At 46.5% G+C, this 25,579-nt stretch carries 24 protein-coding genes and 1 pseudogene; 10 read left to right on the top strand and 15 right to left on the bottom strand.

The genetic code is table 11. The annotated features are described in order from the left end of the window. Positions 1 to 38 precede the first annotated feature (38 nt). The 4 genes from ACSQ8P_RS34950 to ACSQ8P_RS34935 form a co-directional block, all read right to left on the bottom strand. The gene (locus ACSQ8P_RS34950; RefSeq protein ID WP_436239334.1) at positions 39 to 1,478 is read right to left on the bottom strand and encodes an ATP-binding protein; all 1,440 of its coding nucleotides are present in this window, start codon (positions 1,476 to 1,478) and stop codon (positions 39 to 41) included. A gap of 3 nt (positions 1,479 to 1,481) precedes the next feature. Next, entirely contained in the window at positions 1,482 to 2,156 is a 675-nt protein-coding gene (locus tag ACSQ8P_RS34945) for a response regulator transcription factor (RefSeq protein ID WP_436239333.1), read from the bottom strand. A gap of 517 nt (positions 2,157 to 2,673) precedes the next feature. Then, positions 2,674 to 3,942: a sensor histidine kinase gene (locus ACSQ8P_RS34940; RefSeq protein ID WP_436239332.1), complete on the bottom strand. Its 1,269-nt coding sequence runs from the start codon at positions 3,940 to 3,942 to the stop codon at positions 2,674 to 2,676. Next, the gene (locus ACSQ8P_RS34935; protein ID WP_436239331.1) at positions 3,942 to 4,622 is read right to left on the bottom strand and encodes a response regulator transcription factor; all 681 of its coding nucleotides are present in this window, start codon (positions 4,620 to 4,622) and stop codon (positions 3,942 to 3,944) included. Before ACSQ8P_RS34935 ends, ACSQ8P_RS34940 begins: the two co-directional genes overlap by 1 nt. A 220-nt stretch (positions 4,623 to 4,842) precedes the next feature. Here ACSQ8P_RS34935 and ACSQ8P_RS34930 point away from each other — a divergent pair, with 220 nt between their 5' ends. The 9 genes from ACSQ8P_RS34930 to ACSQ8P_RS34890 all read left to right on the top strand — a co-directional run bounded on the left by ACSQ8P_RS34930 (position 4,843) and on the right by ACSQ8P_RS34890 (position 13,452). Further along, the gene (locus tag ACSQ8P_RS34930; RefSeq protein ID WP_056622508.1) at positions 4,843 to 5,580 is read left to right on the top strand and encodes a polyphosphate polymerase domain-containing protein; all 738 of its coding nucleotides are present in this window, start codon (positions 4,843 to 4,845) and stop codon (positions 5,578 to 5,580) included. Then, positions 5,577 to 6,257, top strand: a complete 681-nt coding sequence (locus tag ACSQ8P_RS34925; protein WP_436239330.1) for a DUF4956 domain-containing protein — start codon at positions 5,577 to 5,579, stop codon at positions 6,255 to 6,257. The genes ACSQ8P_RS34930 and ACSQ8P_RS34925 overlap by 4 nt, the downstream gene beginning before the upstream one ends. A 32-nt stretch (positions 6,258 to 6,289) precedes the next feature. Beyond that, positions 6,290 to 8,089: a carbohydrate-binding domain-containing protein gene (locus ACSQ8P_RS34920; RefSeq protein ID WP_436239329.1), complete on the top strand. Its 1,800-nt coding sequence runs from the start codon at positions 6,290 to 6,292 to the stop codon at positions 8,087 to 8,089. Between the two features lie 552 nt (positions 8,090 to 8,641). Continuing rightward, the gene (locus ACSQ8P_RS34915) at positions 8,642 to 9,019 is read left to right on the top strand and encodes a GntR family transcriptional regulator (protein ID WP_436239328.1); all 378 of its coding nucleotides are present in this window, start codon (positions 8,642 to 8,644) and stop codon (positions 9,017 to 9,019) included. A gap of 3 nt (positions 9,020 to 9,022) precedes the next feature. Then, the gene (locus ACSQ8P_RS34910) at positions 9,023 to 9,736 is read left to right on the top strand and encodes an ABC transporter ATP-binding protein (RefSeq protein ID WP_056622500.1); all 714 of its coding nucleotides are present in this window, start codon (positions 9,023 to 9,025) and stop codon (positions 9,734 to 9,736) included. Beyond that, the gene (locus ACSQ8P_RS34905) at positions 9,737 to 10,480 is read left to right on the top strand and encodes a hypothetical protein (RefSeq protein WP_436239327.1); all 744 of its coding nucleotides are present in this window, start codon (positions 9,737 to 9,739) and stop codon (positions 10,478 to 10,480) included. It begins immediately after the preceding gene. A gap of 2 nt (positions 10,481 to 10,482) precedes the next feature. Continuing rightward, positions 10,483 to 11,562: a hypothetical protein gene (locus ACSQ8P_RS34900; RefSeq protein ID WP_436239326.1), complete on the top strand. Its 1,080-nt coding sequence runs from the start codon at positions 10,483 to 10,485 to the stop codon at positions 11,560 to 11,562. 20 nt (positions 11,563 to 11,582) lie between these two features. Next, a complete protein-coding gene (locus tag ACSQ8P_RS34895; protein ID WP_436239325.1) occupies positions 11,583 to 12,515 on the top strand; it encodes an ABC transporter ATP-binding protein in 933 nt (310 codons plus the stop codon). Continuing rightward, positions 12,508 to 13,452 carry an ABC transporter permease gene (locus tag ACSQ8P_RS34890; RefSeq protein ID WP_436239324.1) on the top strand — a complete coding sequence of 315 codons (945 nt, stop codon included), beginning with the start codon at positions 12,508 to 12,510 and terminating at the stop codon, positions 13,450 to 13,452. The genes ACSQ8P_RS34895 and ACSQ8P_RS34890 overlap by 8 nt, the downstream gene beginning before the upstream one ends. A gap of 6 nt (positions 13,453 to 13,458) precedes the next feature. Here ACSQ8P_RS34890 and ACSQ8P_RS34885 read toward each other — a convergent pair whose 3' ends face one another. Genes ACSQ8P_RS34885 through ACSQ8P_RS34875 form a run of 3 tightly spaced genes read right to left on the bottom strand, consistent with a single transcriptional unit; the run spans position 13,459 to position 17,781 of the window. Next, the gene (locus tag ACSQ8P_RS34885; RefSeq protein WP_436239323.1) at positions 13,459 to 13,863 is read right to left on the bottom strand and encodes a carboxymuconolactone decarboxylase family protein; all 405 of its coding nucleotides are present in this window, start codon (positions 13,861 to 13,863) and stop codon (positions 13,459 to 13,461) included. Between the two features lie 11 nt (positions 13,864 to 13,874). After that, positions 13,875 to 15,497: a thiamine pyrophosphate-binding protein gene (locus ACSQ8P_RS34880; RefSeq protein WP_436239322.1), complete on the bottom strand. Its 1,623-nt coding sequence runs from the start codon at positions 15,495 to 15,497 to the stop codon at positions 13,875 to 13,877. 28 nt (positions 15,498 to 15,525) lie between these two features. After that, the gene (locus ACSQ8P_RS34875; RefSeq protein ID WP_436239321.1) at positions 15,526 to 17,781 is read right to left on the bottom strand and encodes an EAL domain-containing protein; all 2,256 of its coding nucleotides are present in this window, start codon (positions 17,779 to 17,781) and stop codon (positions 15,526 to 15,528) included. A 230-nt stretch (positions 17,782 to 18,011) separates the two neighbouring features. Between ACSQ8P_RS34875 and ACSQ8P_RS34870 the strand changes: the two genes are divergently transcribed. Beyond that, on the top strand, positions 18,012 to 18,167 hold the full coding sequence (locus ACSQ8P_RS34870) for a hypothetical protein (protein WP_436239320.1): 156 nt from the start codon (positions 18,012 to 18,014) through the stop codon (positions 18,165 to 18,167). A gap of 109 nt (positions 18,168 to 18,276) precedes the next feature. Here the strand turns inward: ACSQ8P_RS34870 and ACSQ8P_RS34865 are convergent, their stop codons facing one another. From ACSQ8P_RS34865 to ACSQ8P_RS34830, 8 genes and pseudogenes are all read right to left on the bottom strand, one after another. Beyond that, the gene (locus ACSQ8P_RS34865; RefSeq protein WP_436239319.1) at positions 18,277 to 19,749 is read right to left on the bottom strand and encodes a DHA2 family efflux MFS transporter permease subunit; all 1,473 of its coding nucleotides are present in this window, start codon (positions 19,747 to 19,749) and stop codon (positions 18,277 to 18,279) included. Further along, on the bottom strand, positions 19,742 to 20,209 hold the full coding sequence (locus ACSQ8P_RS34860) for a MarR family transcriptional regulator (protein WP_082595925.1): 468 nt from the start codon (positions 20,207 to 20,209) through the stop codon (positions 19,742 to 19,744). Before ACSQ8P_RS34860 ends, ACSQ8P_RS34865 begins: the two co-directional genes overlap by 8 nt. Before the next feature lie 216 nt (positions 20,210 to 20,425). Then, a complete protein-coding gene (locus tag ACSQ8P_RS34855; protein ID WP_082595924.1) occupies positions 20,426 to 21,109 on the bottom strand; it encodes an ABC transporter permease in 684 nt (227 codons plus the stop codon). Beyond that, positions 21,087 to 22,022: an ABC transporter ATP-binding protein gene (locus tag ACSQ8P_RS34850; protein ID WP_436239318.1), complete on the bottom strand. Its 936-nt coding sequence runs from the start codon at positions 22,020 to 22,022 to the stop codon at positions 21,087 to 21,089. Before ACSQ8P_RS34850 ends, ACSQ8P_RS34855 begins: the two co-directional genes overlap by 23 nt. 15 nt (positions 22,023 to 22,037) lie before the next feature. Beyond that, positions 22,038 to 22,973, bottom strand: coding sequence for a sensor histidine kinase (locus ACSQ8P_RS34845; RefSeq protein WP_436239317.1), 936 nt, complete (start codon positions 22,971 to 22,973; stop codon positions 22,038 to 22,040). A gap of 1 nt (position 22,974) precedes the next feature. Then, positions 22,975 to 23,673: a response regulator transcription factor gene (locus ACSQ8P_RS34840; protein ID WP_056622468.1), complete on the bottom strand. Its 699-nt coding sequence runs from the start codon at positions 23,671 to 23,673 to the stop codon at positions 22,975 to 22,977. A gap of 70 nt (positions 23,674 to 23,743) precedes the next feature. Then, a complete protein-coding gene (locus ACSQ8P_RS34835; protein WP_436239316.1) occupies positions 23,744 to 24,538 on the bottom strand; it encodes an ABC transporter permease in 795 nt (264 codons plus the stop codon). 91 nt (positions 24,539 to 24,629) lie between these two features. Then, positions 24,630 to 25,277 (bottom strand): annotated as a pseudogene (locus ACSQ8P_RS34830) (ABC transporter ATP-binding protein); the annotation flags it as partial. Between the last annotated feature and the right edge of the window lie 302 nt (positions 25,278 to 25,579).

Raw genomic sequence — 25,579 nt, 5'->3', positions numbered from 1 at the left:
TTACTCTCCTTTTATCTCAGAAAAATCATCGATTTGTATCAATTTTGTAACAAGCCTTGCGTGAGGGTTGGTTCGGTTTGGAACATCAAAATGACTTCAGTACCAATTTTCTCACGGCTATGTACGGTGATGTTACCGCCTTGCAGCTCCATTAATTGTTTGCAGAGCAGTAATCCAAGCCCATGGGAATGCGTCGAAATGGGACGCTTCTGATTGTGCTCAGAAGAAGCTAGGAACAATGCGGCAGTATCTTGCTCGCTTAGACCTTTGCCGTTATCTGAGATACGGACGTGGCAATGATATTCTAGCTGCTCTAGTCGAATATTCAGATGTGTGCATTCACTGTGCTTAATCGCATTTTCAATGACGTTGAACAGGACCTGCTGCGTGCGCTTGGGATCAACGTAGACCTCGCACGGCTCGACCTCCAGCGTCGTCGTAATGGATGATTTATGCAACGTAGGTTCAAGAATTCGCAGACTATCCGTTAGGATTGCCGCCAGATCTGCGCGCTCAAGCTGTACGCGCCAAGCTTCATCGCCTTTGAGCGATGTTTGTAGCAGCTCTTCAACCATTTGTAACAGACGTGTGCTTTCCTTGCGGATGTAGACATTGCAGGTTCGAATATCTTCGACACGCTCCATTTTGTCAATCAGATCAGAAAAGCCAATGATAGAGGTTAGCGGCGTTTTGAGCTCATGCGTCACGTTGTCATAAAATTTCTTCTGTTTGCTTTGTTCATACTGAAGAAGCTCGATATGCTCTTGGAGCGCTTCTGACATTTGATTGAAGTCATCGGCCAGTTCCCGCACTTCGTCTTGACTGGTGACAACAATCTTTCGGCTGAAATCACCCACGGTTACTTGCTTTAGCGCCTGTTGGAGGGCGTGCAGGGGTCTCATGATAAAGAAGGAGAAGGAGTAGCTTGCAAGCAACGCGATGAGTAAGCAGCCGAGCGCAACGCCAATAAACCAAGAGCGCATCTCAGATAGCGTTTCTTCGTGCTTATTCAGATCTAGCAGGTAGCGGAATCCGCCTACAATTTTCCCCTCATAGGTGAAAGGAGAGGCATAAATAAGAATTTTGTTATTCTCACCTTCGGTAATGACAGTTGCCGATTGTCCAGCTAATGCAGCGTCAATATCGCTTCGTTTCATCAAGTCTTCTTTGTTGCCGCTATCGCCGATAATGGTACCCTCCGGATCAAATAGCTGTACTTGGAAGTTGCTGTTAGCTGCAAGGTGGGAGGCAATCAGCGGAGCATAGGTCCCAGAAAAGAGCTGTTCAATGCTAATTTTCTTATCGTTAACAATTTTTAAAGCTTCAATGCGGTGCAGACCATAATACTGGGCTAAGGTTTGGGTATCCCGCTCGATCATGCTTTTACTCAGTGTATAATTCACAACAACATACATCGAGGCAAGCAGCATAATGATCGTTATAGAGTGCTGGATGAACAGTTTGTTGCGAAGCTTCATGGCTTAAACCTCCAGTTTATAGCCCGTACCATGAACTGTGGCGAGCACGTGATCGTAGGGTTTAATTTTTTCCCGCAGCCGATTTACCATCATATCAACAGACCGCGTCTGTCCGTAATATTCAAATCCCCAGACTTGGTCCAAAATGTGCTCTCGGGTAAAGACTTTCTTAGGATTTTTGCACAGCAGCCAGAGGAAATCGAACTCTTTGCTTGTCGTTTTAATAGGTTTGCCTGCCAGCTTTAAGGATCGCTCATTTCTATCAATTTCGATCATGCCAACTTGAAGGACGTCAGAGGCTTGTGCGGTTGTATCCGATGTTACACGGCGCATGACAGCGCGAATCCGCATAATAAGTTCTCGTGTCTCAAAGGGTTTGGTTAAATAATCGTCGGCTCCAAGTTGGAAGCCTAGTATTTTATCATTCATTTCATTTTTGGCCGTGAGTACAATCACCGGTATTTCCTTATGAATTTGCTGGAGTGTCTTCAGGAGCTCAAAGCCTGACTGATCAGGCAGCATCAGATCCAGCAAGATGAAATCGATAGGCTCTGAGGCGAGTACCTCAAGACTAGCAGCGACAGTGCCAGCTACAACAGGATGAAACCCCTCTACTTCCAAACTTAATTTGAGCAGCATTTGAATGCTGGAATCGTCTTCGATAATTAAAATATTCATAGGAAAAGCTCCTTCCTTTCTGGTCGCATTTTGCTTACCTCATTCACCAATCATGAGCATGTTCCTTGTGTATCCATTCTACACAAGGATTACAACATGTAAATACGTGAATGAAATGTGGCTCTCCGAAAAGAGTAAGCCCGCCGGGGCTGCGGCGGGGTTGAGGAGGGATAGCGCCCAAAAAGGGCGCTATTGTAGCGCTCAGGGCAAATAGCCGAGGGATAAGGCCCTTTTTGGGTCTTACAGCCCTGCGCGCTAGGGCTGCGGCGGGGTGGAGGCAGGAATAGCGCCTTTTTTGGGCGCTATTGCAGTGCTCATGGCTAAGTAGCCGCAGGATAAGGCCCTTTTTGGGTCTTACAGCCCCGTGTGCCGGGGTTGCGGCGGGGTAGAGGCAGGAATTGCGCCCCCCGGAATTGCCGAACTACTCTCACAGAGTGTGCTATGAATTCTAACGCGGCTTCCGATAAACGAAAAAGAGCTAAACGCTTGATAAGCCGCTTAGCTCCCAAATAATAATCTATGAAGGAAGCTGCACATAAAACGACGTCATCTCATGCTGCACGCTTTTGGCATGAATTTTTCCTTTATGCTGCTCTACGATGGACTTGGCTATGGCTAATCCAAGCCCGTAGCCGCCATGCTTGCGTGAACGCGATGGATCCGCGCGGTAGAAGCGGTCGAAGATCCGCTCCACATGCTCAGGCGAGATGCCTTCACCGGTATTGGTCACGGTGAGGAGCGTATCGCTATGATGCTTCTTGAAGGTGAGCGAAATAGCCCCCTTCGGTGGCGTGTATTTGATCGCATTGTCCATGAGAATCATGACGACTTGCTTGATTTGCTCGCTATTGCCGTGCAAGGTTAAGTCGGGCTGAATCTCGTAGTCCAGCGTAATATCCTTCTCGAACACGACGGCTTCCATCGTGAGAAGAACACTTTCCACAGATTCACTCACATTGAATTCGCTATACAAGATTTCCGCCCTGGTATCATCCATTTCCGTCAGATAGAGGAGATCGTTGGTGAGCGTCTTCATGCGTTCCGTCTCGGATTTGATACGATGCAGCCATTTCGATTGGCTTTCGATTGTATCCTCGCTATTCGCTAAGAGAACGTCCGCATTGGTATTGATGACGGCTAGCGGTGTTTTCAACTCGTGAGAAGCATCCGCGATGAATTGTTTCTGTTTCTGGAAGGCTTCGCGGACTGGAGTGATGGAACGATTCGCGAAATAGCGGCTCGTAAAGAAGATGACGATGAGCATCACTAAGCCGACGATCGTGAAGGTATAGACAAGATTCGTCAGGATGGTTTTCTGAGCCGTAACGTCAAGGTAGACGACGCTATACCCGGTGTCATTCTTTTGCACCATATACGCCCATTGGTTGCCATCGAGCGTAAACTGGCCGATATCCGAGCTGCTGGAGGAGGCTTCCTTAATGGCAGTTTCGTAGAACGCTGTATCCATGTCAAAACGGGAGTTTGTGGCTAGGATGTTCCACTGGGCATCCGTTTGCAGCGTGAAGGAAACGGATCGCTCGGGTAGTGAATTATTGTACCCCTGAGGTTCTTGGGGGTGATGCCCGCCATCAGGTCCAAGCTTCGGATTTCCCTTTTTTCCGTCAGGCTTGAGATTGAATTCCGCTACGCGATGCAGATCCATATCGATATCGGCCTTCACATTCCGATAGGTAATGAAATAAATCGTAGCGAAGGATAAGAGCATGATGCAGGATATGATGACTAGATTTACAATCAGAAATCGGTTTCGGAGCTTGATGAACATTAGGAAGTCACCTCCTCTAGCACATATCCGACGCCTCTAAGGGTCGAGATGCGGATCGCCGCGTGTAGGAAAGTTAGTTTTTTGCGTAAAAAAGAGATATAAACCTCCACGTTATTATGCTCCACCTCAGAATCGAAGCCCCATAGCTTCTCGATAATCTGTTCCTTCGAGGTTACTGCGCTTTTCCGCGTCATTAGCAGCTCCAGGAGCTCGCTTTCTTTTAAAATCAGTTTTAATTCTTTCCCCTTGCAGGTTAGCTTGAGGTTTCCTGTATGCAATTCGATGTCCCCGAATTTCAAGGCATCCTCCGGCACGACCTCGCCCTTGCGTCGTAACGCCGCGCGTATCCGAGCTAACAGCTCTTCCGTTGAAAACGGTTTGGACACGTAATCGTCAGCACCGTAATCCAATCCTGTGATTTTATCTGAAATTTCTCCCTTTGCCGTAAGCAGAATTACAGGTGTTGAAATTCCCTTGGTGCGCAGTGTCTTGAGAATCGTGATTCCGTCCATTTCAGGCAGCATGATGTCGAGCAACAGAAGATCATATATACCACTTAACGCATTATCCAGCCCGGACTGTCCATCGTGAACAACGTCAACGGAGTAATGGTGTTTTTTTAAAATTTGAGTTAACGCTTCAGCTAAATGTACTTCATCTTCCACGATTAGAATTCTCATGGTCGTTTCCCCCTTAGTGCCTCAAGATGCTTCGAATGGCATGGCTTCATTATAGGCCTGTGAACCTTTAATCAACCTTAATAGTAGCACTACAAGTGCGGATTTACGAAAAAAACATAATTCATTTTGCATTTAAGTTTCACTAAAGGTTCGAGGGCTAAGATACAGTCATGGAACAGCGAGCAACACGCAAGGTGAAACAAGAAGGAGGCGCATCACAATGGCGATTGAAGTATTTAATCGGTATGAAAATAAGTATCTGATGGATACGAAAGCCTTTTACACGATCTATAATCGACTGCTCGAATATATGGAAATGGACGCTTACAACAAGAATGAACAATTCTATTCGATCAGTAACATCTACTTCGATACCGAGCATGATTCATTAATTCGAAATTCGCTGGCGAAGCCGAAATACCGAGAGAAGCTACGAATAAGAGCTTACGGGGTTCCAAACGCAGATGCGAAGGTGTATCTAGAGCTGAAGAAAAAGGTGTTCGGCCTGGTGAATAAAAGAAGAACAGCTCTGAAGCTGAACGAGTCGTATGACTTTGTACGAACCAAGGTAGAGCCTGAATTCAAGGACTATATGAACAAGCAAGTCATTCAGGAAATCAAATATTTCTTACAGCGTTATGATCTGGAGCCGAAGGTATATCTGGCGTATGACCGGATTGCGATGTTTTGCAAAAATAATCGAGATTTGCGGATCACCTTTGACACGAATATCCGTTCCAGACGGTATGATCTCAAGCTCGAAAGTGGCGATCATGGAGAGCAGCTGATGGGCCGCGGGCAATGGCTTATGGAAGTGAAGGCGGAGAAAACGATCCCGCTCTGGTTGTCGAAGATGCTTTCGGAGCATGACATGTTTCGAACGAGCTTCTCGAAGTACGGCAACGAATATAAGAAAATGCGAAATGAACAGCTAACGGGGGAGAGGATTCAATTATGATCGATTCAATTTTTGCACAAGTCACAGCAGGCACAGAATTAACACTAATGAATGCTTTATTAACCATACTTATTGCAATTGTACTAGGTGCTATGATCAGCTTCACTTATATGAAAACACAAACGAACTACACACAAAGCTTCACGTTAACCATGATTGTTCTGCCAGTAATTGTAGCCATTATTATTTTATTAATCGGCAGTAACATCGCTAGAGCGTTCAGCCTTGCAGGGGCCTTCTCCATCATTCGATTCCGGAGCGCTCCTGGAGATCCAAAGGACATTTCCTTCGTCTTGTTCACAATGGCAGCAGGACTTGCCTGCGGTGTGGGTTCGTTTGGTTACGCGGTACTTTTCACGCTTGTACTGTGTGTCTTGATGTTTGTCCTGAAAGTCACCAATTTTGGTGCGAAGAAGGCTGCACAGAAGCTATTGAAAGTGACGATTCCCGAGAGTCTGGGGTATGAAGAAGCGTTTGCTGAAGTGTTCAAGATGTTCGACATTGCCTATGAGTTGAAAAAAGTGCGTACAACCGAGTTAGGCAGCTTATATGAGTTAGTTTACGTCGTGACGATTGATCATTTGACGAGTCAGAAAGAGTTCCTAGACGCCATTAGATGCAGAAATGGGAACTTAGATATCACCTTAACGATGAGCCCTACAGCGGCTGAATTTTAAAAACAACGCAACTGAGAGAGGAAGAGATTTCTATGAAAAAACCGTTGAATATGAAAGGCGCAGGTGTCCTACTATTATGCGCTGTTGTGTTAGCAGCATGCAATGAAACGACTGACATCGCTTCGATTACTACGGAGGCTACACCAGCAGTAACAACGGCTGGAACGACGGCTTCAACAGCAAAAGCAACAACCACAGATATCATCCAGAAGGTGGAGTATGCGGCGGAAGATGCTTATACAGACTGGGCTTCTGCCAATCCAACGAAGATCTCATTGACGGGTACTAGTGCAACCATCGAGGGTGAAGGGGCAGCAGCGAAGGACGGTAAGATTGCCATTACGAAGGCTGGCACGTATGTCGTGAGTGGTAAATTAACAGACGGTCAAATAGCGGTCAACGTGAAAGATAAGGGTGTCGTTCGTTTAGTTTTAAACGGAGCGGAGATTTCGAACAGCACGTCCTCCGCCATCTTCGTCGAAGAAGCGGGCAAGGCAATCATCTCCTTACAAGAAGGAACAGAGAACATCGTTTCGGATGGAACTAAGTATGTGTATCAGGACGCGACGACAGACGAGCCTAATTCGGCGATCTTCAGCAAAGACGATCTGACGATCAATGGCTCAGGAAAGCTTGTCGTGAAAGGGAACTACAACAATGGGATTACCAGCAAGGATAAGCTGAAAATCACGGGAGGCATGCTGGATGTTAAAGCTGTTGATGATGGCGTGATGGGTCGCGACTTGGTCGCTGTCCAGGCGGGCACTTTGACCATCGATGCAGGTGGACACGGAATCAAAACATCGAACGATAAAGAGGGCTCGGAAGGTTACATCAGCCTTGCTGGTGGATCATTCACGATCAAATCCGGTGAGGATGCGGTGCACAGCAGCGGAGGCCTTGATGTGAGCGGCGGAGATCTTCACATTAACGCTGGCGATGATGGCATTCACGCCGAAGTATCTCTTGCTATCGCAGGTGGAACGATCGATATCACGCAAAGCAATGAAGGGATCGAGGCACCCGCGGTTGTGATCTCGGGCGGTAAAACCAACGTCGTCTCTGCGGATGACGGTGTGAACATCTCCAACAGCGCTGAGTCCGCTGAAGGTGGCGCTGCTGCTCCGGGAGCGGCGACTGGCGGAGCTGGCGCTGGCAAAGCAGGGGCAGCTGCTGGAGCACCTCCAGGCGGTGCACCAGGCGCATCCGGCGCGAATTCGAGCAATATGCTGACGATTACCGGCGGTTTCTTATCCGTCGACTCGAAAGGCGACGGTTTGGACTCGAACGGCTCCGTCACAATGAGCGGTGGTACGGTGGTGGTCAACGGGCCGATCGAGAACAACAACGGCTCCCTCGACTATGACGGTACGTTCGTTATGACCGGCGGCTTCCTCGTTGCCGCGGGAAGCTCCGGCATGGTACAAGCCACATCCGACAAGTCGACGCAAGCCGGCGTCCTGATGACGTACACCAAGACCCAGCAAGCGGGTGCGCTGGTTCATCTTGAAGATAGCGCAGGAAATGAAATTATAACCTTTGCGCCTTCGAAGAGCTATCAGTCGGTGTTTGTCAGCTCACCGAACCTGAAGCAAGACGCTTCGTATACGCTTAGCTCGGGCGGATCTTCAACAGGCACGGCTACAAAGGGCCTTTATGAAGGTGGCACGTACCAAGGCGGGACGAAGGTTGTCGACTTCAAGACATCAACTTTGATCACGTGGTTGTCCGAAACAGGTGTTACTGCCGCTAGAAGCGGGATGATGGGTGGTCCTGGTGGTGGCGGACAAGGCGGAGGTGGCGGACAACGTCCACAACGAACCGCACAGTAAATCGAACGAATCGGTATGTTTATGAGGCTGTCCTCACGTAGATCATCTGCGTGAGGACAGCTTTTTTTAATAAGGCATACCGATGTGTGAAATGCTGGTTGCGGGTAGAGTTAGGTGAGTGGAGAGGGAGAGAGTAGTTGTAAGAGTAGAAGTAGAAGTAAAGCTATCAATTGCTGAGTCTGATGAATGGGTTGGTGGCAGCAATTTTCGTAAATCTACGGTGCCCCAGCCAAATAGATGGATTTTATCCAGTTATATTCCCGGATTTTCCCATCAAATACTGAATAGATGGAGAACCTACAGCTAATTTTATTCAGTTAAGCCAATTGGAACAAAAGAGGCTGTTTTACCTACATATTGTACAGTTAAATCGAATTTTCGAAGAAATATCTCGTAAATAGCTGTATTTTTTGCAGTTAATGCAAATGTGTAGAGAACGCGTCCCTTTTGCACGTCGAGAAAAAGCCATTGACAATTCATAAGGATAGAAATATTCTTATAGTGCACTAGTTCAATAGTGCACTGGTTCGCGGTGAAGAGGAGGGTAGGACGGTGCAACTTAATTTTAATAGCCCGAAACCGATTTATTTGCAGATGGTCGATGAGGTTAAGAAAGCATTGGCTAGGGGCGAGTTATCGCCAGGTGATAAAATTCCGTCCCATAAGGAACGGGCACAAATATCACAAGTGAATCCTAATACGGTGATGAGGGCTTACCAAGAGATGGAGCGGGTGGGTTTGACGGAGACGTTACGCGGGCAGGGTACTTTTATCAAGAATGATACTGAGATGCTTTTATCGATTCGTTCCGAAATGGCGCAGGCTGCCGTCCATCAATTTATTGAAGAAATGCGCGGTTTGGGCATTAAGTCGGACGAAATGGCGGATATGCTCCGCGATACTTTACATATGGAACGTAAGGAGGGATAGACCGTGTCGAGCGAAGAGAATCCGTACATGATTGAGCTCAAAGGCATTCAGAAGAAGTATTTATTAAAACAAGCCATAAGAGGCATCGACCTTCAGGTTAAGAAGGGGACGATTGTCGGCTTACTGGGGCCGAACGGGAGTGGGAAATCTACACTGCTCAAGATGATGGCCGGTCTAATCTATCCAACTTCGGGTACGATTCTCGTAGGTGGGAGGAAGCCGGATGTTCATAATAAGCAGCATGTCGCTTATTTACCTGAGATTGATCATCTATACGGGTGGATGACGGTGAAGGAGACGCTGAAATTTATCTCAGGGTTCTACAAGGATTGGCAGGCAGACAGAGCGGCGGAAATGGTTATCAAAATGGAGCTGGATGAGAACCAGAAGGTTCGGAATCTGTCCAAAGGGATGCGGGCGCGCTTGAAATTAATTGCAGCGTTATCCCGGAAAGTGCCGCTGATCTTGCTGGACGAGCCGTTCTCTGGTATTGACCCGTCGTCGCGAGCCAAAATTATCCGCTCCATCATCAGTGAGTTCCAATCGGATGAGCAGACAATTGTGCTTTCCACCCATTCGGTGAATGAATCTGAGCCTATGTTCGATGACGTTATTTTTCTACAGAATGGGCAGGTTACGATATTCGACTCAACGGAGAATTTGCGCGAGACGTACGGCTGCTCGTTAGAGAACATTTGGGAGAAGGTGTACGGGTAGATGGCACTCTGGAACCTATTTAAGAAAGAAATAAAAAGTATTTCCCCCTTATTCGGTTTTTTCACAGTGGGTGTGGTTGCGCTGCACGTAATTGTTTTGTACAAAAGCGCCGATTTCCAAATGGATGCGACGATGGTATTGGCACTCATTATACCTTACTTATTCTTAGTCGCCTTAGCGATAGGAACGGGCTACTATCAACTCCATGTGGAGTGGAGAACGAACTCGATTTACCTCCTCCTTTCCTTACCTATACGGGGGTGGAAGGTGTTAGCGGCTAAGCTAGCGGCAGTGCTATCTTTGCTAATTGCAACGTCTATCGTGATTGCAGCAAGCTTTGCGAGCTTGTTACTCCGTGTGATGTGGGAGGAAGTAAGCACAAGCGAGGATTGGTCGGAGCTAGGGCCCAGCCTTATGAGTCTAGTGCTCAATCTCTACTGGATCTGCCTTTTCGTTATGTTGTTCTTATTAATTGTCGTGCAGTTCACGTTCCTATGTGGGCAGCTCGTAGCAAAATTCAAATGGTTTGTGATGGTTAGCGCCTTTTTTGGCATCAGCTGGCTGTCCCTTCTTATCAGCCCGCTGCTATCGAACCTGCTGGTCTGGACGCCTGAGATCGTGATTGGACATAAGGATTCAGATATGGCTTTCTTGCATTCGGGACCTTTTATTGTCCTCGGCTTACTCTGTATAGGGTTAATAGCGCTGAATGGTTTCATTTTCGAGAAAGAAGTGGAGGTGTGAGGATGTCGTTCCGGCAAAAAAGAAGTGTTCTTCTCATCTCCGTTGTGATGCTGTTCCTACTCTCCATTCTGGATGTGTTCATCCGTAAGGAAGATGTTTTTCAAGCGTTCATCGAGCAATTCGTGAATGAAGAGAAGACAGAGGCCTATATCGGCGAGAGGCGAGCTGTAACGGAAACCGCGCAGCTTCAATCAGAAATTAACAAGCCAGAGATCAAGGAAGTACGGCTAACAAGTCAAAAAGGCAAAATATCCGTACAACGTTCGGAGACGTCTACGATTCGGTTACAGGCTACGGTGACAGTAACTGCCGCGAATACAGAGGTGGCTAATCGCAGGCGAGACGCTGTTAAGGTCGAACAAGAACTCCAGAATGGACAACTCACGTTTGTTACGACAGCGAACGGAAAGGCCATTGATCCTGACTATGTATCTATCGATTATGTACTTGCTATCCCCGAAATGATGAAGTCGACGATTGAGAATAAAGATGGCGCTGTGCGAATCAGCGGGATTAACGGGAATGTTACGGCTACATCTACCAGTGGGCTCATGGAAATTGTCAATGTAAAGGGAGATCTCAAAGTGAAATCCTCCTATGGAAGTCTATACATGGCCGACATTAAGGGAAATGTGGAATTGGTGAACCGATCTAGTAATGCCAATATGGATCGTATGCAAGGTAATCTGGTCCTCGATCATCAATCAGGCGATACCGATCTAACAGACATTACAGGGGAAGTTACAGGAAATGCGAAATACGGATCCGTGTTCTTTCGTGAAATGAAAGGTGCTGTATCCGTTGTAGGACATGGTTCCGATATGAAATTTGACCATATCCAGGGAGACACGCAAGTAGTGTCGAACGCGGGCGGTAATCTGACGTTCATTTTGTCCAAAGATGAGGGGTATACGTTGGATGCTGCGGTGAGTGCGGGACGCATTCAATCCTTACTTCCTTTACCTATCCAAAAGGGTACCGACAACGAATTTGACACCCGCATGAACGGTGTCTTAGGCAAAGGGACAAGAAAAATAGAGGCCAAGGTGGCCTCAGGCGATATCATTTTCCAAGTTAACTAAATCGAGAAGGAGGCTTATCCATGAGCAGTGAACCTATTGTAAGTCTGCGCGGGGTTACGAAGCGGATCGGGCGAACAACCATTATTGATAATCTAACGTTTGACGTGCCGCAAGGTGAGATCTTCGGATTCCTCGGGCCAAATGGTGCAGGGAAGACGACAACGATCCGTATGATGGTTGGATTAATGTCTATCACGCAGGGCGAAATTGTAATTAAAGGGAAGAACATTAAGCATGACTTTGAGCAAGCGATCCGCCATGTGGGAGCAATTGTTGAGAATCCGGAAATGTATAAGTATTTAAGTGGCTATCATAACCTTATTCATTATGCGCGCATGGTTCCCGGAGTTACGAAGGAACGCATTGACGAAGTGGTCAAGCTGGTGAAGTTGGAGACGCGGATACATGATAAGGTGAAAAAGTATTCGCTCGGTATGCGCCAGCGACTGGGGGTCGCTCAGGCGCTGCTGCACAGGCCGTCACTGCTCATTCTGGATGAGCCGACGAATGGCCTGGACCCTGCAGGGATACGTGAGCTGCGTGAGTACCTGCGTTATCTGACGCGATCCGAAGGGATCACCGTTATTGTTTCCAGTCATTTGCTGAGCGAGATGGAGCTGATGTGTGATCGTGTTGCCATTCTTCAGCAAGGCAAACTAGTTGATGTGAAGACAATTCAAGATTTCATGGCAGATTCGCAGGATGGGACGCAAACTTACTTGATCGAAGTTACACCTGCGGAGCTGGTACACTCAGCTATTGTTGGTATGACAGGTGTGAAAGATGTAAAGATTGTTCCACAAGGCGTAGAGGTTGTGACAGAGAGAGACTGTATTCCTGACATTTTGGCAGACTTGATGCGTAGAGATATCCGGATCTACGGTGTTCAGGTGCTGCGACAATCACTAGAAGATCGGTTCTTGGAAATGACTGGGGGTGAGCAAGTTGGTTAATTTGTTTCTGAACGAAAATATGAAGCTCTACCGTCGTGTACGTACATGGATCATGGTCGCCATCATGATTGGCGCCGTTTTCTTAGGCAGTTTCATGGATTGGTACTATGATGACAAATCGGGAGAGGTCGATGCGTGGCGGAATCACGTAATCGAGCAGAAGCAGGAGCTCACCGATGCGCTGAAAGAGCCGAAACGGAGTGCTGAGAGCAAGGCCAGCATCGAAAAGCAGATTGCTAGGTACGACTACCATCTCGAGCATAATATTCACCCGGAAGGGGGGACCATGTGGAGCGGAATTAACGATTCGGCGCACTTAATTATCTTAATCACCTTGTTCACCGTTATTGTTGCAGGGGACAGCTTGGCTGGTGAATTCACGACAGGGACCATCAAGTTACTCTTGATTCGACCAGCGAATCGAACGAAAATTCTAGTGTCCAAATATTTATCCATGATTGCTTTTGGTTTGTTCTTGTTAATTATTCTGTTCGTTGTGTCTATTCTAGTAAACGGGATTCTATATAAGTTTGGGTTGATTGACCTACCCCTAGTAACCATCGATGCAGCGGGCCAGGTTGTAGAGAAAAGCATGGTTGCTAACTTGTGGAAAACCTATCTACTCAATGGCGTGTCTACGATTATTTTCGTCACAATGGCCTTCATGATTTCTTCTGCTTTCCGCAGCAGTATCATGGCGATTGGCTTCTCCATCTTTGCTCTATTTGCAGGGGCGATTTTCATGGAGCTTTTGCAGCCTTACGAATGGAGTAAATACCTGCTATTTGCTAATATTGATCTGTCCCAGTATTTGAGCGGTCGCCCGTATCAGACGGGGATGACGCTTCAATTCTCGATTGTCGTATTGAGCATCTATTTCTTCATTTTCAACTTAGTAGCATGGCTAGTATTCACGAAGAAAGATGTGGCTTCTTAGGAGTAATTATTTATTAGTATGTTCTATCCCGCGTTCCATAAAAACCTTACGTGCTACATCAAGAGCACCACATGCCTTAGGGAATCCTGCGTAACCACCACAATGTAGGATGATTTCGAGGATTTCCTGGGGCTTTAACCCAACATTAAGCCCTGCATGGAGATGAAAAGGCAACTGCTCAGTAGCTCCTTGTGTAATTAGAGACGTTATCGTAATCATTTCTCGTTGTTTCAAGTCAAGGATATCTCTCGAGTAGAGGTCGCCAAAACCAAATGCTACTAATGTATGGCCGAAGTCAGGAAAGAACTCTCCGATTTGTTTAATCATACTGACCCCATGGTCGCCAACCATAGTCTGTAGAGTATCGATACCAGCTTCATAGCGTTCTTGATTCGTTTTATTCGCCTTCATAAAAAACCTCGCTATCCCCTCTTCATCGTTGGAGGAATTTCTTTAGGATCCATGATAATATCAATTACGCTCGTTTGATTGCTTCTAATTGCGTCTTGAATGGCGTGTCTAAGCTCCTCAGCCGTTGTACAACGGTAACCTCTTGCACCAAGAGCTTCACCAAATTTGGCCCCATCTAACGGCGCCTTGTAGGTAGTCCCCACGGCTCTGCCTAAATGTCGTTCCATCCCTTTATCTACCATGTCGATACATTGATTGTTCGCGACCAGAAAGAGCACAGGAGCGTCGTGGTTGACCGAAGTGGAAACCTCCGTCCCATTCATAAACATGCAGCCATCGCCTGTCAAACAAGCGACTGTCCGATTTGGAGCCCCGAATTTGGCCCCAACAGCATAGCCAATAGCACGCCCCATAGTGGCATATACTTCCTCAAAGTAAAAAGTACCCGGCACCTTAATGTCAAAATATTTGATAGCATAAAAAGAATGGCTGCCAGCATCCCCATAAACCAGCGTATCCTCAGGTAATTCCTCGCGGAGAATCTCCATCACTTGTTTACCACGCAGAAGGTCACCTGTTACGTGGCTATCTTCCATTTCAAAAATATCGGGCATACGCCTTGGTGCAACTGTAATATCGGCGTATGACAGCAACGCTCGTAGATTACTACGGATGTTGCCGAGTACAGGAGTAGTAGCCACGGGGACAGCTTTCCCTATAAAGCGGGAGTCGTGATCAAAGTGGATAATATGCTTAGGATAGATTGAGGGATCAAAACCAGGAATCTCCAGATCACTTAGTTGACTCCCGACCACAATCAATAGATCGACTCCCTCACGGATGTAGGCTTCTGAAAGGGCATTCCCACCAAGGCCGTATGGTCCCAGATGTAAAGGGTGATTCGACAGAAAGACTCCTTTGCCTCCTGGGGTTGTCGTTACTGGAAGGGCCCACTTCTGGGCAAAGGCTTCAATTTCTTTGTAAGCGCCTAAAGCATGAAGCGCCCCCCCTAGGAATAATAAGGGACGTTTAGCCTCAGCTAGAAGCGTGGCAACATGATCTAAATTAGAAGCTATGGTTGTCGGATAAGCATCTGGGAGCGTTAATTCAAAGTCATCTATTTGCTCTAACAAGACGTCGGCGGGGATATTAAGATGTACCGGTCCTTTGACACCTGTAAATGCATGCTCCATAGCGTGAGCTAAGTAACTATTAAGCAACTCTCCACGCTCTACTCGTGCACTGAATTTCGTTACGGGCTCGAACATTTTCACAAGATCCGTTCCAAACATTGTACTGTCTTGTCCAAGCACTTTTCCAATGTCGCGGATTGGCGGAGAACCCGTCAGAAACAACACGGGAACATTGGAAAAAAGCGCTTGACCTGCCGCTGTCAGCATGTTTATTCCGCCTGGGCCGGCTGTGCCAAGTGCAACGCCTAGAGTATTCCGTGCTAAAGCATAGCCTGCTGCCGAAAGGCCAGCCCCTTCTTCATGCTTGCTCAGTACAAATGAGATCCCCACATTGTCCATCTCTAACACAAGTGGTGTTACAGGCTTACCAGGTATTCCGAACACATGGGTAATTCCCCATTTTGACAAGTGCTTAACTAGAACACTGCTTACAGACGGCATAAGGCCTTGATCCCCCTAGATGTTTATATCAGTACAACTTTTTCATTCTAGAAATAAGATCCAGAAAAGATTTATCGAATTCTTCTCCCGGAAGTGGGGGGCTAAAGTAATAGCCTTGAACCTCATCGCATTTTTGAATCTGCAGGAAGCGAAGCTGCTCTTTCTCTTCTACACCTTCAGCAACGACTTCTAGATTCATGCTGTGGGCTATGGCAATAATAATACTCACAATGTTAGTCCCATTGGAACCATTGCCAATGTCTCTGACAAAGCTTTGATCTATTTTTAATCGATCGATTGAAAAGTTTTTCAGATAATTTAAAGAACTGTAGCCGGTCCCGAAATCGTCCATACTTATTTGAATGCCTAGGGAATGCAGGTTACGAAGCATGGGGATAGCATGGTTTACGTTCATCGTCATCGTTTCAGTAATTTCAAGGTCCAAGTATTTAGGTTCTAAACCCGTTTCATGCAACACGGTTTTAACCACATCGACAAGGGCATCATCCAGGAATTCCTGTGATGATAAATTCACTGAGACTCGGAATGGCGGGAGGCCCTGATCTTGCCATTTCTTGTTCTGCATGCAGGCGGTTCGTAAAACCCATCTGTCGATCTGAGTGATTAAGCCTGTCTCTTCGGCAATGGGGATAAAATCGTTGGGTGGTATTAACCCCTTAGTGGGATGCTGCCAACGGACTAGCGCCTCTACACCTTTAATTTCACCGCTTCTAATATCCACTTGAGGCTGATAGTACAATCGGAATTCATTATTCTCAATAGCTTTCCGCAGTGAACTTTCCAAAGCCATTTTCTCGCGTGTCGATACGTTCATATCGGGCGAATACAGGGCATACATGTTTAAGCCGCGATTCTTTGCACTGTACATGGCCGTATCTGCTGTTATCATTAAATTCTCAAGGTTATCCCCATCTTTCGGATAGAAAGAGATACCCGCACTTGCTGTTAAATGGAATTCGTATCCATTTAAATTGTAAGGTATGTTGAAAATATGGAGGATGGCTTTGACTCGATCTAAAACCTGTTCCTCGCTTGAAATGTGAGAGAAGACGAACATAAATTCATCTCCGCCCATTCTAGCTACAAATTCACCCGGCCCCAGAATATCTTGAAGCCGTGAAGCAACCATAATGAGGATTAAATCTCCGCTAGAGTGGCCTAACGTATCATTAATAATCTTGAAGCGGTCTAAATCTAAACAAACGATGGCAACCTGATGGTCTGCAGCTTGCGTATGTTGAATTAATTGGGTAACTTTATCCATATAATATCGACGATTGGGGAGCTTGGTTAAATCATCGTGATTAGCCAAATAATTGTATCGTTCTTCAGCTCGGACCCGTTCAGTAATACTTCTAAATTGTCCAAAGGCGCCTAGTAACTGCTTTTTCTCATCATATAGCGGGTAAGCATCGAATAGGCAAACTAGTCGATCTTCTGTTGAACTTTGCTCAAAAGTCATTTGAACGTCTTCGAATGTTTTTCCATTTTGAATAACTTCGTATATATATTCTCCCATAGAGGCTAGATCTTGAACTTTTGTACCTAACATGTCTTCTTTAGACTTGCCAGTAAATAATTCGGCGTATTGGTTGAAGGTAATAATTTCTCCATCCCGATTCGTCAAAATAATGCCATTACGGGTATTATCCATAATGATTTGGTTTAAAATATTTAGTTTTCGATTCTGCTTGCGTAGTAGGAGTTCTCTTTCAATCGAATCTACCGTAGTTGCTAGCATTGTTAGTAACATGGGATTCTGGAACTCTTTAGCGGTCATGATAACCAAGCTTCCAAGAAGGTCGTTGACGTCTGTGTAATGGAATGCAACAGCATAGCAAGCGCTGTCGTGTAAGTATTCGTGATAATGATCATCACCAATAAGTTGGATGGGGGACTGGTTATATTTTAATGCCATATTAACGACGTTGGTTCCCATGCTAGCTTCAGTAAACTGCACACCTGAGCTAATTCCTAGCTGGTTGATGGTTTTTTTTATCGTTTCGTCACCCATCATATGAAGGATGAAACCTGTATCATTGGAAACAGATAGTAGAAGTGGAGTTCCTTTTAGATGATGAAGAATTTTTTCTCCAAAGAAGCTGACGACTGATAAAATTTCTTCATACTCTTCCCTTTTATTTTGCAATTCAGCAGGTGATAGTACCTTCTGGGGAAATGGAATCTCTTTAGGATTCATGCCTATGTGTTTACAAAACAGTTTGGATTCTTGTATAAATGCAGGTTTATTTGTTGTAATCACTATTAAGCCCCCTATCTACCGCTAAATCTCACTATTGCATAAGTATTCAATAAGTTTCATAAATATTGTAAACCATCCCTTATACTTTGTCGATAAAAGTACTTAAATAGTATAAATTTAACATCGTAACATGTAGTAAATAAATATACTATACAATTTTCGCTAAAAACCAACAAATTTCATGGGAAGTTTGATAACATAGAGCATGCGGAATGAAAGATGATTCCTGCATGGGGGCTAGAAGTGATGAGTTACAATGCGTATTTATCGCCATCGTAGACGTGTTGTCCAATATGGAAATTGCCGAACGCTTCGGACTAACTGAAGGCACGGTACTTTGGTGCCTTCTGCAAATGCAAGTCGTGCTCAAGCCGTTGTTATGTTGAAGCGATTAATGCAATATGTAGATTTTATTAACTAATTTATATTAGCAAAAAGGTCATCTTCACAGATGACCCTTTTTTGTCGTTCTATTATGCTAGAAGCCTCGCTTCGTTACGCTGCTTTCTCAACACTAGGTTCCTCGGCCGGTGAAGTCTTCCTGATAAAGAAGGCCAGTACCAGCGCGGCGAGCGTCATCCATGTTGCGATTTCAAAGGAGAAATTGATCCCATATACCGTGGCATGATGCGTAACGTCGGCCATAGCTGCCGCGTCTTTGGGATCGATTTTGCCAGCTATAACAAGGTCTTTCGCGTGAGAAGTTGCTGTGTTCGTCATAATTGTAACGAGAAGTGCTGTACCGAGCGCTCCCGCGACATTCCGCAGTGTCTGGGACATTGCCGAACCATGCGCGTTCAGACGTCTTGGCAGTTGATTCAAGCCTGCTGTTTGAATGGGCATCATCAGCATGGACATCCCGAACATCCGAAGGGTGTAGATCAGCATGAGATGGGAATACGTAGAATCAACAGTAAGGTGACTGAATTCGTAAGTTGTAATCGTTGTAATCGTCAAACCGATAACAGCCAGCCAACGTCCTCCGATTTTGTCAAAAATAATACCCGTCACAGGGGACATAATGCCCATCAGGATAGCACCAGGCAGAAGCAATAGTCCAGAATCCAACGGTGAGAATCCACGGATATTTTGCAAAAAGATCGGCAGCAAGACCATTGCAGAAAACATCGCCATCGTAATGATGACATTAATGACAGTGGTTAAGGAGAACATGCTGTATTTGAACACGCGAAGCTCGAGAAGTGGTTTTTCTATTTTAAGCTCACGCCATACGAATAGAAGCAAGGCTACGGCACCAATAATTAAGCAACTAACAACAGTGGCGCTGCCCCAACCATCGGATCCAGCATCACTAAATCCGTATAACAAACCACCGAAGCCGAGAGTAGAGAAAATAACGCCAAGAATATCGAATTTAGGTGTAGACGTTTTGATCACATTTTTCATGGAAAAAGCGCCGAAAACCAGTGCAAATAAAGATAATGGCAAAATGATGTAGAAGAGCACACGCCAGGAATGATGCTCAACGACCCAGCCAGATAATGTCGGTCCGATGGCAGGCGCACAAATCATGGCAAGACCCATAAGACCCATGGCTTTCCCACGTTCCGCAACAGGGAAAATGGTTAGGAACACGATCGTCATCAGCGGCATGAGAATACCAGCACCAACCGCCTGAACGAGACGCCCGGTTAATAAAAGGCTAAAGCCGGGGGAGAAGGCACAAATGATGGTGCCAAGTGCGAAAAATCCGGATGCTGCTAAGAATAGATTTCGCGTCGTAAAGCGAGAAATGAGAAAGGCACTGATCGGGACGAGAACACCGTTTGCGAGCATATAACCATTGATCAACCATTGAATGGTGTTTTCATTGACATTCAAATCCTTCATCATGCTCGGCAAGGCGACATTCAATAAGGTTTGAGCTAATAGGGCGACAAAAGCCGCGATCAGCAGGGAGGCAACAATGGGGCCTCTTCGTAGGGTATTCGTGACGGCATTACTCATACGTAGAATCTTCCTCCAGTTCTTGGTGCAGGATGCGCACAATTTTTTGGTGAATACGAAGCAAACTGTCGATTTCATCATCGGACATCTGCAAGAGCGGAGACATGCGTTCCACTTGGTTTTCTCGCACGCGTTGAAGCAGCAGCTCACCCTTGTCTAGCAGTTTAAGGGTGACCGAACGGCGGTCAGTGCTGGATTGTTCGCGGGATACCAGTTGATCTCTGACCATGCGATCGATAATGCCGCTCGTCGTGCTTTTGCCCAATTGAATACATTCGGCTAGCTCCGATAGGGTGATGCCAGGTTTCTCACTCAGCTTTCGAAGGACGAATGATTGAATCGGTGTGATATTTAAATGCTGGTAAGCTTTACTCATCACCTGGTGGAAGGCTTGTTTGACCTCTCGTGCGGACCGAATGATTTCAAGGGTACGCTGTTGCTGCTGATCATCCATGTTCATTCATTCCTTCAATTAAATTTCGTGGGCGAATAATTCGTATACGAACTATTATAGAAGCACTGATAAAGTACTGTCAAACTGATAAATATGGTTGTTTGTCCTAGTTTGTACAGATAGATGGACATCATGCAGTTCATAGGTAGTGAACAAGCCCGTATCAAAGCGCATAGGCGCTCAGATACGGGCTCAATATGTTTAAAAGCTTTTATTGCCAGCCTACAACTGACTCCTCCGCACGCCCGCGTAGGCCATAAGAACTCCGAGCGTGAAGCACAGCAAGGCTGCCGTTAAGTATTTTCCGTAACTATCCTCGACGGAGATGTTATTGACAATAACCATCGTAGCGTTAGATAGAAAGAATGAACTCACGATTAAGGCAGGCATCGTTTTGCGGATCATGCCGAAATAGAGCGGAATTAGCGACACGCTCCCACATGCAAAAGCGAAAATCAGGATGCGAATCGCTTCTTTCATAAGCCGGTCGTTGGTTAGCGTTTCGGTAATGTAATGGTTATGCGAATTGAAGAATAGAAGTGAGAGCAACACGAAAACATTGTTGAATAGCACCGTAGCGAAGGTCCAAGCCCCGATAATGATCAATTTGGCCAAGAATACCTGTTTACGAGGCACGGGGTAGGCGAAGAGAAGGGTAATCGTTTTGTTCCGATACTCGTCAATGACCATTCGGGACATTAGCACGGAACCGAAAATAATGAAGGTAATCCCGGCATAGTTCATAATGCTCTGGAAAGCTCGGTCATAGCTTATGATTTCATTATTAGGTACATCGCTACCTATGACCCATAGTGCTACCATGAGATTGGTGATCACGGCGCTAAGTAAAAGTCCCCGCCACTTCGTTTTCTTCAGTTCCAGCTTAATGAGCTTCCATAGCATCATGGTTTCCTCCTTCGATGACCCCGAGGAAATAGTCTTCGAGCGAGCGGGTCTTTTTGTTCAGCGCCTCGACGCCAATCTCATGCTGCACAAGTAAGCGATTCAGCTCTACAGGGGCAAGACGAGTATCATAGATGCGTATGGTGCTGTGGTCCATAATTTTATAATTAACGATAGCCAGCTTATCTTCCAGGACAAGCACAGCCCGCGGCACATCCGTCACGACAATTTCCGTATACTCGTTATGACGTCCACGAACCTGTTCCATGGATACCTCTTCGAGCAGCTTTCCATGGTTAATGACACCGATTGTATCAGCCAATTGCTCAATTTCCTGTAAAATATGACTGGAAATGAGCAGCGTCATGCCAAATTCCTTGCTCAACATGCGAAATAGATCACGGATTTCACGAATACCCGATGGATCCATGCCATTGACGGGCTCATCGAGGATGAGCAACTCGGGCTTCGTACAGATGGCTCGGCCAATGCCAAGACGCTGCTTCATGCCAAGTGAGAAATCCTTCACGGGTTTATTGCCAATGTCGGACAATCCAACGAGATCCAGTGTTTCATGTATAGCAATTTTATCGTAATAGCCCATATATTCGCAGTGCAGCTCCAGATTAGCACGTGCAGTCAGATGGTCATAGAAGATCGGATACTCAATAATGCTGCCCATCCGTTTCATCGTTTCGTAAGAGTGGGGGGTTAGTGGAGCCCCGAACAATTCAATTTCACCGCTAGTCGGCGGGATTAGATTGGTAAGCATACGCATGACCGTTGTTTTGCCCGCACCATTCGGGCCGAGGAAACCGTAGATCTCGCCACGACGCACGCGCATGTTGACACCTGAGACAACTTCGGTCTTTTTGTACCTTTTAGACAATTGCTTCGTTTGAAGAATAAGGCTCATCACATAAGGTTCCTTTCAAAAGCGGATTGTGGGAAAACGGACCGTAAATACGGTCTTCACATGAGGAATACTGTCCAGGGAAATACTCCCTTCCATGAGTTCAACTAACCGCTTCGTAATCGTGAGACCTAGACCGCTGCCTTGATAGGTCTGGTTTCTGGAATCCTCAAGTGTATAAAGGCGTTCGAAAACATTCTGGCGATCTCGCTCGTTAATCCCCTTGCCTTGATCCCACACGTCGATATAGACGCTAGTCTCATCTTGTCGCAACGTGATGCCAATAATCCCGCCATCGTTTCCATAACGGATTGCGTTGGAGAGTAGATTTTGCAGCACACGTCCGAGTGCCTCCGTATTCCCATACGCATAGATCGGCTTTTCGGGTATGGCGACATCGACTTCGAGACCTTGTGACTCAATTAATTCGTAATAGAAAAGAATGCCGTTCCGGCAAGCCTCACTCAGATTGATTTTGGATAAAGGGAGGGGTCGATCACCTGATTCCAATCGCGCCAGATCGAAAAACTGATTCGTCAGATTGAGGATATCGAGCGTTCTTTCGTGAACCTTGAGGGAGAGTCGCTTCCGCTCCTCCTCGCTGGCAGCGTGGTCATGTACGAGTGTTTCTGTCAGGCCGAGCACAACCGTAAGCGGTGTTTTCAAGTCATGGGACATGTTGGCGACCATCTTTTTGATCGCATTTTCCTTGCGAGTATAGTCAGCTTCCACTTTGCGATTCGCATCGAGGAGTCGGTTTATGACAATGAGTAAGCGTTGGAGCTGGGTGGAATCGGTATGGAGATGAACCTTCTCTGAAGATTCCTGATCAAGAATATCGGTTAGTTTCGTTTGCAAATAGCGGAGATGACGCGATTGGTCGATTCTGATCTTCAATTGAACGAAGATGACTATTCCAAGAAGGATACACAGGCTGGGCCATACAATGTCCATATCAGAAATCCCCCATTTTGTAACCAATCCCCCATACGGTCTTAATGTAACGCGGGTGCGCAGGATCGTCCTCAATCTTCTCCCGTAGGCGGGAAATATGGACCTGAATCGCATTCACATCGTCATAATAAGCGTCATTCCATACCGAGCGATAGATTTGCTCCTTGGAGAAGGCGCGTTTGGGATGGGACATCAATAGTTTTAAAATAAGAAGCTCCTTCGCAGTGAGATTGAGAGGCGTGTCATTTTTGGTCACGAGATGCTCATCGGGATGAAGCGTCAGCTCATGAATGCGCAAGAGGGCGTGCTCAGCCTGTGCTGAAGGACTGGCATATTGGGAAGCCCGCCGCAAAATGGCTTTTACACGTGCCGACAACTCAATAAGAGAGAATGGCTTCGCCAAGTAGTCATCTGCTCCAAAGCCGAGACCCAATGCTTTCTCAACATCACTATCTTTCGCGGACAATATGAGCACAGGCACAGTACTTCCGCTCCGCACCCTGCGCAGCACTTCCATGCCATCGACTCCAGGCAGCATCAGATCCAGTAGTATCATATCAAAAGCTTCCTCGGCAAAGAGCCGCAGCGCCGCCTCCCCATCAGGGGCATGTCGAACGGTGAGACTCTCTTTGGTTAAATGGCCCAGGACCATTTCAGCAATTGCCGGGTCATCTTCTACAAGCAAAATGTGATTAGCCATGTCATTTCCACCTTTATGTCATATGCTTCCAGTATACTGCTTTGTCCGCTCATAATGAAACGGATGCAGCTTATATAGAAACATCACGCTTCGCGAACACATACCAAGCTAGAGCGAGGAAGAGCAGCTGATAACAGGCCAATATCATCAAGGAAAAAGATAAAGACATACTGGCTATGAGCGGCATGCCATCCACATAACTCAGCAAATTCGTGTTGGCAAAAATCAGAAATTTGGACCATTCAAATTGTTTGAGCACGTAGGCTAATTGCCCACTGGTCAATAAGAAGAACAAGGAAATCCCGATGGCCATGGAACTTGCACGAAACACAGAAGAGAACATAAACGCTAGTGTGACCATGACGATCATTTCGATGCCGCTGTAGCCGATAGCTTTCCAGGAGTAAGCCACATTCGAGAACGCTGCCCCGGCATGAAGCTCGGAAGCACCATCAAATCCGAAAAACATGCCACCTGTAAGAAAAGTGGTTAATAAAAGCAATAGCATAAGGCCCACCCCGAACAATAGGACGGTCACGAACTTGGAAAGTAAGATCGTTGAGCGGCTGAAGGGCCGGATCAGTAGTAATTTGATCGTACCGCCGGAGAACTCGGAGGCTACGATGCCCGCGGCAACGATAATCGTAAACAATGTGGCAATATCCATGAGATTTGGAATGGCGGAAAGGCACAAGTCTAAGAACTCCCACACATTGTTCACGGTAAGCTCGTCTTGATTTGCATACTTACAGAGAAAGGCTGCTGCGATAACAAGAATCGGAATGAAGGCAATCATCACCCAAGTTCCGATTTTGGTGAAGATCTTAATGCCCTCATTTTGCACGAGTTTGATGAAATTAAGCATAGTTGGCAACCTCCGTGAGCTCGATATATTTCTCTTCGAGTGTTTGTATGTTCGTCTGCGTCTGAAAGTCTGCAAGTGCGAAGGTCGTTCGCAAACGCCCTTCGATTACGACGCCGAAGCGGTCGCACATTTGCTCCATTTCGGCGAGCAGATGGGAGGAGACCATCACCGCGATGCCTTCTTCAGCGGCTAACTTACGGACGAGCTGGCGCATTTCGCGGATGCCTGCCGGGTCAAGACCGTTGGTCGGCTCATCGAGGATGAGCACGGCGGGCTTATGGAGCAGGGCCTGGGCGATGCCTAGCCGTTGGCGCATGCCGAGCGAGTACGTCTTCACTTTATCGTGAATGCGGGCTGACAGCCCGACTAGCTGCACGATCTGGTCGATGCGGCTCTGGGGGATATTCCCCACCATGCGAGCGAATTGCTTCAGATTTTGCATCCCGGTGAGATGCTTGTAGAGCTCGGGATTCTCGATAATCGCGCCTACGTGTCGAATCGCTTCCCGGAAGCTAGTGCGAATGCTGTGTCCGCTGATTGCGACATCACCGTCGCTCATGCCGATGAGGCCGACCATCATGCGGATGGTTGTTGTTTTGCCAGCGCCATTAGGGCCGAGAAAGCCGAATACCTCGCCCGGAAAAAGCTCAAAACTAATCTGATCCACGATGTTCTTATGTCGAATCCGCTTCGTCAGATTGCGTACTTCGACAACGGGTTGTATGTTCAAATGGTTCATATGCGTACCTCCAATTAGTTTCATACGCTTATCTTACTAGACACATCATGCAAGACTCTTTCCTAAACCTTACGAAAGTCTTTCGATGTGCAGGAGAGTAGGAGGGGCGGGGGTTTTCTGAGGACTTTAAGGAAATTCTGAGTACCCACGGGGGACTCTCTGGGGTCCGCTGTCGATTCCGCCAAGGACTTACTGAAGACTCTTAGAAAGCACCACCGTCTCAACTTACTGGAAAACATACAGCTATTTCCAGCGATTTCAGCTCATTTCTCCGATTAACTGGAAAACCTACAGCTAATTTG

Source organism: Paenibacillus sp. LjRoot153, assembly GCF_964253085.1.
Lineage (GTDB): Bacteria > Bacillota > Bacilli > Paenibacillales > NBRC-103111 > Paenibacillus_E.
Note: the sequence above shows the minus strand (reverse complement) of the source record. Positions and strands in the feature narration are given on the sequence as shown.